The 12698-nt window shown below is 69.4% G+C and carries 9 protein-coding genes; all 9 read right to left on the bottom strand.

The genetic code is table 11. The features are described 5' to 3' along the window. The coding region (ftsW, locus tag QH195_RS31065; protein ID WP_280437990.1) for a putative lipid II flippase FtsW at positions 1 to 1385 on the bottom strand (1385 nt) is incomplete at its 3' end. Beyond that, complete coding sequence (gene murD / locus QH195_RS31060; protein WP_280421543.1) at positions 1382 to 2848, bottom strand: UDP-N-acetylmuramoyl-L-alanine--D-glutamate ligase; 1467 nt, start codon at positions 2846 to 2848, stop codon at positions 1382 to 1384. The genes ftsW and murD, both read right to left, overlap by 4 nt. A gap of 49 nt (positions 2849 to 2897) precedes the next feature. Further along, positions 2898 to 3974 (bottom strand): phospho-N-acetylmuramoyl-pentapeptide-transferase, encoded by a 1077-nt coding sequence (gene mraY, locus QH195_RS31055; RefSeq protein WP_195057676.1) that lies wholly within the window; start codon positions 3972 to 3974, stop codon positions 2898 to 2900. Next, complete coding sequence (locus QH195_RS31050; protein WP_280421542.1) at positions 3971 to 5503, bottom strand: UDP-N-acetylmuramoyl-tripeptide--D-alanyl-D-alanine ligase; 1533 nt, start codon at positions 5501 to 5503, stop codon at positions 3971 to 3973. The genes mraY and QH195_RS31050 overlap by 4 nt, the downstream gene beginning before the upstream one ends. Positions 5504 to 5735: 232 nt before the next feature. After that, a complete protein-coding gene (locus QH195_RS31045) occupies positions 5736 to 7331 on the bottom strand; it encodes a UDP-N-acetylmuramoyl-L-alanyl-D-glutamate--2,6-diaminopimelate ligase (RefSeq protein ID WP_280437989.1) in 1596 nt (531 codons plus the stop codon). Positions 7332 to 7422: 91 nt separating this feature from the next. Beyond that, the gene (locus QH195_RS31040) at positions 7423 to 9357 is read right to left on the bottom strand and encodes a peptidoglycan D,D-transpeptidase FtsI family protein (RefSeq protein WP_432278350.1); all 1935 of its coding nucleotides are present in this window, start codon (positions 9355 to 9357) and stop codon (positions 7423 to 7425) included. Further along, positions 9354 to 10301, bottom strand: a complete 948-nt coding sequence (locus QH195_RS31035) for a hypothetical protein (protein WP_280437988.1) — start codon at positions 10299 to 10301, stop codon at positions 9354 to 9356. Before QH195_RS31035 ends, QH195_RS31040 begins: the two co-directional genes overlap by 4 nt. 235 nt (positions 10302 to 10536) lie before the next feature. After that, complete coding sequence (gene rsmH / locus QH195_RS31030) at positions 10537 to 11514, bottom strand: 16S rRNA (cytosine(1402)-N(4))-methyltransferase RsmH (RefSeq protein WP_280437987.1); 978 nt, start codon at positions 11512 to 11514, stop codon at positions 10537 to 10539. A 273-nt stretch (positions 11515 to 11787) separates the two neighbouring features. Further along, entirely contained in the window at positions 11788 to 12219 is a 432-nt protein-coding gene (gene mraZ / locus QH195_RS31025; RefSeq protein ID WP_033245100.1) for a division/cell wall cluster transcriptional repressor MraZ, read from the bottom strand. Positions 12220 to 12698: the final 479 nt, after the last annotated feature.

Genomic DNA, 12698 nt, shown 5'->3' with positions numbered 1-12698 from the left:
CCCCCGCCCGGGGGCGCCCGCCGGGTTGCGCCCCCGGGGGGGGGGGCGGGGGGGGGGGCCGGCGGCGGGCCCCGGGCGGGGGGGGCCCCGCGGGCGGGTGTTCTGCCGCCCGGGGCCGGCGTACCCGAACGCGACCGGGGCGGGTGGTAGATCTCCGGTTTGGGCAGGCGCAGCAGCCGGCTGACCCGGCCGTCCTGCCCGGCGTGCAAGGCCGCCACCGCCTCGGGTTCGTGCCGGGCGGCGTTGGCGATGATGCCGAACATCAACAGGGTCAGCGCCAGCGACGAACCACCGGCCGAGACCAGGGGCAGCTGCAACCCGGTCACCGGCAGAAGACCGACCACATACCCGATGTTGATGAGCGCCTGACCGGTGATCCAGGTGGTGGCGGTGGCGGTGAGCAACCGCAGGAAAGGGTCCACCGACCGTGCCGCGATCCGCAGACCGGTGTAGACGAACAGCGCGAACAGCCCCAATACCAGCGCACAACCCAGGAAGCCCAGTTCCTCGCCGATGATGGCGAAGATGAAATCGTTGTGCGAATTGGGCAGGTAACTCCATTTGGCCCGGCTCTGGCCCAGCCCGCGCCCCCACAGCCCGCCGTCGGCGAGCGAGTACATCGCCTGGCGGGCCTGATAGTTGATGCCCTGTGGATCGTCGCCGGGGTTGAAGAACGCCCGCATCCGGTCGGAGCGGTAACCGGCCGACAGCGCCAGCACCAGGGCGGCGATGGCCCCGGAGGCGAGGATCGCCAGGAACAGCCGCAGCGGCAGGCCGCCGAACCACAGCAGCGCCAGCAGGACGATACCCATCGCGATGGTGGTGGACAGGTTCGGCTGCAACACGATCAGCAGGCAGACCAGCAACCCGGCGGGAACCAAGGGCACCAGCAGGTTCTTGAGTCCCCCGGGATCGTTGGCGGCTCGCGCGGCCGCGCGGCGCGAGACCAGCAGATGGGCGCCCCAGACCACGAAGGTCACCTTCACGACCTCGGAAGGCTGGATCGAGAACAGGCCGAGGTCGATCCAGCGGCGCGCACCGTTGACGGTACTGCCCACCCCGGGGATCAGTACCAGCACCAGTAGCAGCACCGAGGCCGCGAACAGCGGAAAGGACACCTGACGCAGCCGGCGCAGCGGGATCCGCAGCGCCAGATAGAACAGCACCGCGCCGATCACCGCGTACATGGCCTGCTGCACGAACAGCGCATACGCCGATCGGCCGTCGGCGTAGGATTCCACGCTCGACGCCGACAGCACCATCACCAGACCCAGCACGGTGAGCAGGGTGGCGATGGTGACCACCAGATGGAACGAGGCGAGCGGTCGCGCCAGCCAGGCGCCGAACCGGCCGACCTGCACCTGTCGCGTACCGCGCGGTCTCATAACCGCCGCCCGAGGTCCTCGTCCTTCAGCTCCTCGACCGTGGCGGCGAAACTGCGGCCCCGGTGGGTGTAATCGGTGAACATATCCAGTGAGGCCGCGGCCGGTGCCAGCAGCACCGTATCGCCCGGCCCCGCGAACGCCGCCGCCTCACGGACCGCGCGGGCCATGACCGCGTCGGCGATATCGGTATCCGGTGTGCCGGTGATCGCTTCGTTCATGAGGGCCTGACCCATGCCGGAATGGTCTCGCGTATCCAGCTCCACAACGGGGACTTCCGGCGCGTGTCGCGCCAGCGCGGCCGCGATCACGGGTGCGTCCATACCGAACAACACCACGGCGACCAGCCGCTCGGCCACTTCCTCCACCAAATCGTCGACACCGGCGCCCTTCAGCTGACCACCGGCCAGCCAGATCACATGCTGATGACCCAGGATCGACGAACGCGCGGCGTGCGGGTTGGTGGCCTTGGAATCGTCGACGAACTCGACACCGCCCAGTTCCCGTACCAGCTCCGACCGGTGCGGGCCGACCTTGTGCGCCACCAGGCCCTCGCGGACGAACTGCGGCGCCACATCGATCGCCCGGGTGAGCGCGGCGGCGGCCAGTGCGTCGGCGACACCGGCGGGGCCGGGCGGGCTGATCTCCTTGGCTTCGGCCAGAATCGCGGCCTTGGTGAACGCGCGGTCGAGCAGTTTGCCGTCGACCACGCCGAGTTCACCGTCGGCGGGCACCCCGATACGGAATCCGATGGTGCGGCGTGCCTTGGACCGGCGGGCCAGCCCCGCGGCGATCGGATCGTCGAGTCCGACGACCCCGATCCGGCCCAGCAGCGCCCGCGACTTGGCCGCGGCATAGGCGTCGAGTCCGCCATGCCAGTCCAGATGGTCCTCGGCCACGTTCAGCACCACACCGGCTTCCGGACGTACCGAGGGCGCCCAGTGCAGCTGGAACGAGGACAACTCCACCGCCAGTACCTGCGGACCCGGGCTGCGGCGGAGTGCGTCGAGAATGGGCAGGCCGATATTCCCGCAGGCCACGCTGGGGATTCCGGCGGCCCGCAGAATGGAGTGGGTCATGGCGGTAGTGGTGGTTTTGCCGTTGGTTCCGGTGACCACCAGCCATTTCCGTACCGGGCCGTAGAGCCGGGCCTGATCGACCCACCAGGCGAACTCCACATCGCCCCAGACCGGTATCCCCTCGGCCACCGCCGAGGCCAGCACCGGCGAATCCGGCCGCCAGCCCGGGCTGGTGATCACCAGTGCGAATCGCGACCAGTCGGTGTTCTCCAATTCGGGCGCCGGGGCGATATCGAGACCCAGTTCGGCCGCCTCGGCAAGGGCGCGGGCACCGTTGTCGGTGACCACCGGCCGGGCGCCGATATCGCGCAGCGGCGCGATCAGCGATCGACCCGAGACGCCCCAGCCCGCGACCAGAACTTCCCGGCCGCGCAAGAATTCCAGCATCGGCCCCGGCGAACGCAGGGCCCGCGGTGCATGTTCCTCCATCGTCAGCTCACCCGACCGCCGAGAGATATTCGCTGTAGAACAAGGCGAGTCCGGCCGCCGAGGCCATTGCGGCCAGCAGCCAGAACCTGATGATCACCGTGGTCTCCGCCCATTTGCTCAGTTCGAAATGATGATGGAACGGCGCCATCTTGAACAACCGGTTGCGGGTGGTGCGGAAGACCGCGACCTGCAGCGCCACCGACGCCGCCTCGGCGACGAACAGCGCGCCGATGACGACCATCAGCAGTTCGGTGCGGGTGGTGACGGAAATCCCGGCGAGCAGACCGCCCAGCGCCAGTGAACCCGTATCGCCCATGAAGATCTTGGCCGGCGCCGCATTCCACCACAGGAAACCGATACACGCCGCGGTCCCGGCCGCGCAGACCAGCGCCAGATCCAGCGGGTCGCGCACGTTGTAGCAGCCGGTCTCGGGTTTGGTCTCGCACGAGTGGTAGTACTGCCAGAAGGTGATGACCACGTAGCCACCGAGCACCAGGCTCATCGACCCGGCGGCCAGGCCGTCCAGGCCGTCGGTGAGGTTCACCGCGTTCGACCAGGCCACGACGATGAAACAGATGAAGGCCAGGAACACCACCACACTCATGGTGACGGTGTTGATATCGCGCACGTACGACAGTTGCCGGCCGGCCGGGGTGAGCCCGTTACCACCCGGGAACTGCAGGGCCAGCACACCGAACACCACCGCGGCGGTGACCTGTCCCAGGTATTTGCCGGCCGCCGTGAGTCCGAGGTTGCGGCCTTTGCGGATCTTGATGAAATCATCGATGAATCCGACCACGCCCAGCGCCGTGGCCAGGCCGAGCACCAGCAGCGCGGACGCGGTGGGCCCTTCGGCGTCGTAGCCGATTCCGATCAGATGCGAGCCCAGATACCCGGCCCACATACCGATGATGATCGCGACCCCGCCCATGGTGGGGGTACCCCGCTTGGACTGGTGGCTGGCCGGTCCGTCGACCCGGATCTCCTGCCCGAAGCCGCGCCGGGCGAATATCCGGATCAGCAGCGGGGTCAACAGGATCGACACCGTCAGTGCGATCGCCGCCGCGAACAAGATCTGTCTCAACGCACTGCCTCCGTGCCTGCCCCATCGGCGGTCGAGCCGCCCGGCGCCGGCGTACCGGCACCCGTGTTCTTGCTTCCTGTGGACAGCAGCTTCTCGGCCACCGCCCACAGTCCGACCGACTGCGATGCTTTCACCAGCACCACATCACCTGCTTCGACTTCGGCGTCGAGCAACTGTACGGCCGCTTCGATATCCGGGACGAGCACCGACTCCTCACCCCATGAGCCTTCCATGACCGCTCCCTGGTGCATGCCCCGGGAGGGCCGTCCGGTGCCGACCACGATGAGCCGGTCCACATCCAGGCGGACCGCCAGCCGGCCGATACCGTCGTGTTCGACCACCGATTCCGGGCCCAGTTCGGCCATCTCCCCGAGCACCGCCCAGCTGCGGCGCGGTGTATCACCCGCCCGCGCCATGGTGACCAGCGCTTTGAGCGCGGCACGCATGGAATCGGGGTTGGCGTTGTAGGAATCGTTGATCACCGTGACCCCGGCAGCACTGGTCCGCACGTCCATGCGGCGTGCCGAGGCGGCGCGGGCCCCGGAGAGGGCGTCCGCGAGAGTATCGAGATCGGCGCCGCATTCGAGCGCCACGGCTGCCGCCGACAATGCGTTACCCACCTGGTGTTCGCCGTGGACGGCCAAGGTGATGTCGCGGGAACCCTGCGGAGTGCGCAGCGTGAACGAGGCGCGCGCCTGCTCGTCGAGCGTGATTCCCTCGGCCCGGATCTGCGCCGCGGCGCTCTGCCCGACCATCACCACGCGCGCCGAAGTCCGGGTAGCCATCGCACTGACCTGCGGGTCGTCGGCGTTCAGGACTGCCAGCCCGGTGTCGGGCAGCGCCTCCACGAGCTCACCTTTGGTTTTCGCGATCGCCTCGCGGCTGCCGAACTCACCGAGATGAGCGGTGCCGACATTGAGCACCACACCGATACTCGGGGGCGCCACCCGGGCAAGCGCGGCGATATGGCCGGGGCCGCGGGCCGACATCTCCAGCACCAGGAACCGGGTGTCCGGCCCGGCACGCAGCGCGGTCCACGGATGCCCGAGTTCGTTGTTGAACGATCCAGGCGGGGCAACCACCGGACCGAGCGGCGCCAGGACCGCCGCCAGCAGATCTTTCGTCGAGGTCTTCCCCGAGGAACCCGTGACACCGATGACGGTGAGCCCACCCGCCGCGACCAATCGCCGCACGCTCGCCTCGGCCAGCGCCGCCAGCGCGGCCAGTACGGCGGCGCCGGAACCGTCGGAATCGTGCTCGAGAGCAAGCGCGTTCGACGACTCGGCGGATGCCGGCGCAACGACAACGGCAGGAACACCGACCGGCCGGGCGGCCAGTACCGCCACAGCCCCTGCCGCGAGTGCGGTCGCCGCGAATTCATGGCCGTCGACACGTTCCCCGGGCAGCGCCACGAAAAGACCGCCCGGACCGATACGGCGCGAATCGAATTCGACCGTGCCGGTTACCGTCACCCCGGGATCCTCGACATCGTGGAGCTCACCGCCCACGATCTCGGCGACCTCCCGCAGTGTGAAGCCCTCCCGGACGGGTCGGGCCGGGTTGTCCGCTGCGCGGGTGCCCGGTGTTTCGGTGGGTTCCTGGTTCACCGATCACCGCCAGAAATGATTTCGGCCGTACGCGGTCTGCGCCGGTAGCCGGCTCCGCCGCCTGCCCGGCGGCGAGAACGACTACGCAGGCCGGGCCGTATCGTCTCGGCACCGAATGCCGGTCCGCGGCCGCCGCGCCTCGAGTTGATGTCGATCATGGAATCGTCAAGTCCTCCGCATTCGCACCCTGCGGACTGTCCGGCCGGGTCGACGCGATCGCCGCGGTCAGCGCCTCCCGATCGTCGAACGGATATTTCACGCCCTGGATCTCCTGTCCAACTTCATGTCCTTTACCAGCCACCAGCACCACATCGCCGGCGCGCGCCCAGGCCACCGCGGCCTCGATCGCCGCCGCCCGGTCGCCGATGTCACGCACCTCACCGCGCTGTTCGGCGGGCACACTGTGCGCCCCCGCCACCAGCGCCGCCCGGATCGCGGCCGGATCCTCACTGCGTGGATTGTCGTCGGTGACGATCAGCAGATCCGCGCCGCGCGCCGCGGCCGCGCCCATCAGTCCACGTTTGCCGGTATCGCGATCGCCCCCGGCACCGACCACCACCGCCAGCCGGCCCACGCCCCCCGCGGCGGCCAGATGGGCGCGCAGGGTCGCGATAACCGATTCCACGGCGGCGGGTTTGTGCGCGTAATCCACCAGGGCCAGGAAATCCTGTCCCCGATCCACCCGCTGCATCCGGCCCGGGACGTCCACGGTGGCCAGCGCGGGCGCGGCGGTGGCCGGATCGACCCCGGCCGCCGCGCAAACCGCGAGCGCGAGCATCCCGTTGGCGACGTTGTAGTCACCCGGCAGCCGCAACCGCACCGCTGTCTCCCCGGTAGGCCCGGCTGCGGTGAATTCCTGTTCACCGCCGTGCGTGCGGGCGGCCCCGGCCAGCGACCAGTCCGCCGGGCCGGTCGTACAGACCCGCACCGGCGCGGCCAGGCCGTCGGCGAGCCGGCGTCCCCACGCATCATCGATATTCACCACCGCGGTACGCGCCGCCACCGGCGAATCCGGTTCGAACAACCGGCGTTTGGCGGCGAAATAGTCTTCGAAATCGGCGTGGAAATCCAGATGATCCTGCGACAGGTTGGTGAACGCGCCCACCGCGAACCGCACACCGTCCACCCGGCCCAGCGCCAGCGCGTGACTGGACACCTCCATCACCACCGCGTCCACACCCTGTTCGACCATCAGCGCGAACATGGCGTGCAGTTGCGGTGCCTCGGGGGTGGTGAGCGCACTGGGTACCCGTCGACCACCGATCCGGGTCTCGATGGTGCCGATCAACGCCGTGGACCGGCCCGCGGCGGCCAGCCCGGCCTCCACGAGATAGGAGGTGGTGGTCTTACCGGAGGTACCGGTGATTCCGACGATGGTCAGCCGCTCCGACGGATGGCCGTAGATCGCCGCCGACAGCTCACCCAGGACCGCGCGTGGGTTATCCCGCACCACCACGGGCACCGCCAGTTCACCCGCCACGTCGGCGCCCGCCGGATCGGTCAGCACCGCGACCGCGCCGCGCGCCACCGCGGCCGCGGCGAACCGGGCGCCGTGCGCGCGCGAACCGGGTAGCGCGGCGAACAGATCACCGGGTAACACGGCGTCGGAGCGCTGCTCGATACCGGTGATCCGCAGGTCGGCGGGCACTGCCGGACCGGGGTCGGCGGTGATCGTTTCCAGCAGATCGGACAGCGGGGTCGACGGCGGCCGGGCGGGCCGCAGCACGTGCTGGCTGGACTGCGCGGGCACGGGGTTCCTCTCTGCATGATGTAGCGCGCGGATACGACGACGAGTCAGGTTACCGACGCCGCGTCCGGGCCGGGTAAGCCGGTTCGCCGAATCACGACGCCTGCAGGACGAACTGTTGTTCCGGTTGCCGCGACGGCGGTATCCGATCGCGCTGCAGTGCCCAGGAGGCGATATCGTGGAACAGCGGTGCCGCCGACTGTCCGCCGCCGCCGTCGGAGCTGCGTTGCGGCGCGTCCAGCATCAATCCGATCACGTACCGGGGGTCGTCCGCGGGTGCGATACCGGCGAAGGTGATCCAGTACGAATCGCTCGAATAGCAGCCACAGTCCGGGTCGACCTGCTGCGCGGTCCCGGTCTTCCCCGCGATCCGGTACCCCTCGATAGCCGCGGGGGCGCCGGTACCGGTCTGAACGCCGGTCGGATCGTCCTGCACCACCGATTGGAACATCGTCCGCACGGTACGGGCGGTCTCCGGGCTCACCACCCGCACCCCTTCCGGGGCCGGCTCTTCGGTGCGTGCATCGTCGGGTGCGACCGTTGCGCGCACGATCCGCGGCGGCACCCGCACCCCGTCGTTCGCAATGGCCTGGTACATACTCGTCATCTGCAATGTCGTCATCGAAAGACCCTGCCCGATCGGCAGGTTCGCGAAGGTGCCCCCGGACCACTGGTCGCGGGCGGGCAGCAGACCCGAACTCTCCGCGGGCAACCCCACCTCGGTCCGCCGGCCGAGGCCGAAGCGGTCGAGCATATCGGCGAACCGGTCCTCCCCGATGCGCTGCGCCAGCATCAGGGTGCCGACATTGGAGGATTTCCCGAAGATCCCGGTGGTGGTGTACGGCTCGACACCGTGTTCCCAGGCATCGCCGACGGTCACCCCCGACATCTGGATCTTGCCGGGAACCTGATGCACCTCGTGTGGATCGGTGAGACCGTATTCGACGGCGGCCGCGGCGGTCACCACCTTGTTCACCGAACCGGGTTCGAACGGCTGGGTCACCGAGGGGTTGTCCAGTCCCGCCGGATCCCAGTGCTCCGGGCCCAGCGCGGGGTTGAACGTATTGTCGTTGGCCATCGCGAGAACCTGGCCGGTTTTGGCGTCCAGTACGACCGCGGACGCCGATTTCGCGCCCGATCGGTCCTTGGCCTGCTGGATCTGCTGCTGCACGTAGTACTGCAGATACGAGTCGATGGTGAGTTCGACATCGTTACCGTCCACCGCGGGCTGACGGTCGCGCCAGCTGCCCGGGATGACCGCACCGTCCGAACCGCGATCGTAGGTGTAGGACCCGTCGGTGCCGGCCAGTACCGAATCCAGGGCGCCCTCCAGCCCGACCCGGCCGTGGCCGTCCCATCCGGTGGCGCCGACGATATTCGCCGCGAGCGAGCCACCCGGATATTCCCGCAGGTCCTGCCGTTCCGACCCGATCTCGGGGAACTTCGCGGTAATGATGTCGGCCTTGCGGGGATCGACATTGCGGGCCAGATACACGAACGGTTCGTCACTGCGCAGCTCGGCCAGCAGATCGTCCTCTTCGGGACCGTCCGGGCCGAGCACTTCGTGGACTGTGCGCGCGATCTCCTGGAGGCGCTCGTCCGGTTCGGGCGCGGTATCGTCCGCGGCCCGGGCATCGGCGAGATCCTTGCGCACCCGCACCGGCTGAAAACTCAACGCCTGGGCGATCACCGTGAGCGCCAACGCTTTCCCGTGCCGGTCGGTGACGGTGCCGCGGGTGGCCGGTAGGTCCTGGTACGTGGTCCGCTGTCCGGCTGCCTGCGCCGAGAGGGTGGGCGCGGAAATCGTCTGGATCCACAACAGCTGCAACGCCACCACGGTCAGCGCGACGAGCATGATCACCCGGCCCACGCCGAGCCGCATCCGCACCGGCCCGTCCTTCTTCGCACCGGACCGCGAGCGAATGGGCCGGCGGGCGGCGGCTGCCGGACGGCCCTTCGCGGAACCCCGGTTCGCCGCGGTACGGGACTTCGGCGCGTCGCGCCCGCGTCCCGACCCGCGCCGGTTCATCGCATCTCCTCCCCGGCGACCACGCCCGGGGCGCCCGCGGGAATCCCGGCCGGAACCGGTGGCGGTAGGGCCGGGGTCGAGGTCTGGTTCGAATCCGCCGGAGCCGGTGCGGGTGTCGCGCCCGGATCGACCGGTGGCACCGGCGCAGCTGCGCCGTCCAGCGGTGCGGGAGCGGCCGCACCGGCGGCACCCGGCTCCGGAACAGCCGGAGGAGCCGCCTCGTTCCCCGGGGCCGGAGCGACCGGCGCATCGGAAGTTTCCGGTGCGGGTGCCGCCCCCGCGGGCGGCGGGCCCTGCGCCGGTTCACCACCCGGAACCGGCACCGGCTGTGGCTGCGCGGGATCGATACCCGGTGCGGCCAGCACATTGCCCGGGGCGGGATTTGCGGCGGGCACGGGCGGCGTGGTGGGCACCGGGACGACCCGCTCCCCCGGATCGGAACCATTGGGCGTGGCGGCACGCGGCGGTGCGTTCAGCGGAGGTGCGGGCGGGCCCTGCGCCGGTGCGGGCTCGCCGACCACGGTGACCGTTCCATCCGGCGCCACCACCAGGCGCGCGGGGTCGTCGGCGGGGATCATGCCGAGTTCCCGGGCGCGAGCGGCGAGTTCGGGGGCGGAATCGGCCGCGGCGACTTCCCGCTGCAGCGCCGCACGTTCGTCGGAGAGCACCCGGTTGGCCTCCCGGGCGTCGCTGAGCTGGTAGCTGTCCTCGGCGGCGCGTGTCGTCAGCACCAGCGTCAGCGCGAGGCCGCAGCCGAACATGGCCAGGATCGCGGCGACGAATGGCACCCGCCCGGTCAGCTCCGAACCGACCGGCGCAGCAGGCGTCGTGGCCCGCTGCCGACGACGCTCGTACGCTCGCTGTGCCGCACCGGATTTCACCTGCTCGGCGCTGTGTGCGCGCCGGGCTGGTCGCCCGATTTCGGTACGTGTTCCCACACTCATACCAGACACCCCCGTATCGGTGTGATGGCCCGCGTCGCCCTGGCGCGTGCCCCTGTGCTGTATCCGTCCGCTGTGCCCGACCGCTTCTCCTCCGGTACCGCCGGGCACCCGCTTCCGATGCGATACACCGGTATCGCATACACCTTGTAGTACCCGATAAACCCTTTGCGGACAATCGAATTCGCTGCCACCGGGCGGGTGGGTACGGGGTGCGGGGACGGGCGGCCGAGGCGACTCATTCCGCCTCCTGCACGATCTTCTCCGCGGCCCGCATCCGTACCGGCGCCGCGCGTGGGTTCTCCTCGATCTCCGCGGCGCTCGCCTGTTCGGCGCCGCGGGTCAGAATCCGGAACAGCGGCCCCATACCGGGCAACTCGACCGGAAGATCCACCGGGGTACGCGATTTCGCCCGGTCCGCCAGTTCGTGTTTGACCACCCGGTCTTCGAGCGATTGATACGACATGACGACGATCCGCCCGCCGGGAGACAAGGCGTCCAGTGCGGCGGGCAGCGCGGCCCGCAGCGAATCCAGTTCGGCATTCACCTCGACCCGCAGCGCCTGGAAGGTGCGCTTTGCCGGGTGCCCGCCGGTCCGCCGCGCGGCGGCGGGGATGGCATCGTAGAGCAGGCTCACCAGTTCGGCACTGGTACGGAACGGCTGCCGGACCCGGCGGCGGACGATCTCTGCCGCGATCCGGCTCGCGAAACGTTCCTCGCCATAGGTTTTCAGCACCCGGGCGAGTTCACCGTGACTGTAGGTGTTGAGTACATCGGCGGCCGTGGGGCCCGTGGTCGGATCCATCCGCATATCCAGCGGAGCGTCCACCGAATACGCGAACCCGCGTTCGGCTTCGTCCAATTGCATGGACGAGACACCGAGGTCCATCAGCAAGCCGTGCACCGACCCCGTCGCGGGCAGTCCCGCCTCGGCGAGTGCATCGGCTATCCCGTCGTAGCGGGTGTGCACCAGAGTGATCCGGTCCCGGAAAGGCCGCAACCGTTCGGCGGCATGAGCCAGCGCGTGGGTATCCCGGTCCAGCCCTACCAGGCGAAGTGCGGGATGGGTCCGCAGGAAGTACTCCGCATGACCACCCAGACCCAGGGTGGCGTCGAGGTATACCGCATCCGGCCGGTCGAGTACCGGGTCGAGCAATTCCGCAGCGCGAGTGAGCAGAACAGGGACGTGTCGCGTGCCGTGCTGCTCACGGTTCACCTGACCTCCCGGAGTTGTGCCTTGCCGGCGGAACGACCGGCTACGGGTCGTATCGGACCGTGGCGCCGAGGTGTTCGTCGGCGCCGAAGCGGTTCGGAAATATGCGTGAGATGCGGCGCCGCCACCGCGACGGGGGCGGCCACAGAGTGTGCGACAGAAGGAAATCGGTGACCGAACGAATGCCGCGGGGTCTCTGACCGAAGCGGCACCTGGCGTCGGGGAAGTACGTCAGGGTCCGCGTCCGGGCAGAGGCCGCGTGGCACTCGCCGCGGGCTAGAAGATTCCGCCCAGCGCCTCGTCTCTCGCTTGCGCGTAGTCCTCCTCGTGTTCGGCGAGGTAGGTCTCCCACGCCTGCTTGTCCCAAATCTCCAGGAAGTCCACCGAACCGATGACCGTACAGTCGCGGGTGAGGTTGGCGTACCGGCGATGTTCGGCCGACAACACGATCCGGCCCTGCGTATCCAGCCGCTGTTCGTCGGTTCCCGCCGCCAGCGCCCGGATGAAGGCGCGCGCCTGCGGATTGCTCCGGGATGCCGAAGCAGCTCGCCGGGCGAGCGCACTGAACTCTTCCTTCGGATAGACGGCCAGGCTGTGGTCCTGTCCTTTGGTGACCATCAACCCTCCCGCCAGATCGTCTCGAAACTTCGCGGGCAACGTGAGTCGCCCTTTGTCGTCCAACCGAGGTGTGTAAGTACCGAGAAACAACCCCGATACCTCCTACCGGACCACCTCGAATGGTGTTGGCCGGCTGGGCCGGCCGAGCGCCTTACGGCCTCTCCTGTAGTGCGCGCTCCACATTACCCCACTTTCCCCCACTTTCAATCGAAACACGGGGTGATGTGGCTCCCCGGCCCACGGATTTCGCAGGTCACCCCAGCTATCACCGGCCGTGCGAACTTTTCGCGCGCTCTGCCTCCTTGCGCGCGTCCGCGTGCCATGGGCGGAACAGCGCCCGTCAACTTCCAGCAAACCCCCTGTTCACGCGCCGTCACCGGGAGTGGTGGGGCGTTGTGGAGGGTTCCGGTGGGGGGATGTGGGAAGAGGTGGCCGCACACTCGCCGGGCCACACCGGAAGGGCGCCGTAGGACTCGGCCACCCGGTACCGGACAAGCGGGGGGGGGGGGGGGGGGGCCCCCCGCGGCGGGGGGGGGGGCGGGGGGCGGGCGGAATTGGGGGTGGGGGGG

This window comes from Nocardia carnea, from assembly GCF_029868855.1.
Taxonomy (GTDB): domain Bacteria; phylum Actinomycetota; class Actinomycetes; order Mycobacteriales; family Mycobacteriaceae; genus Nocardia; species Nocardia carnea_A.
This window is presented reverse-complemented; position numbering and strand designations above follow the sequence as displayed.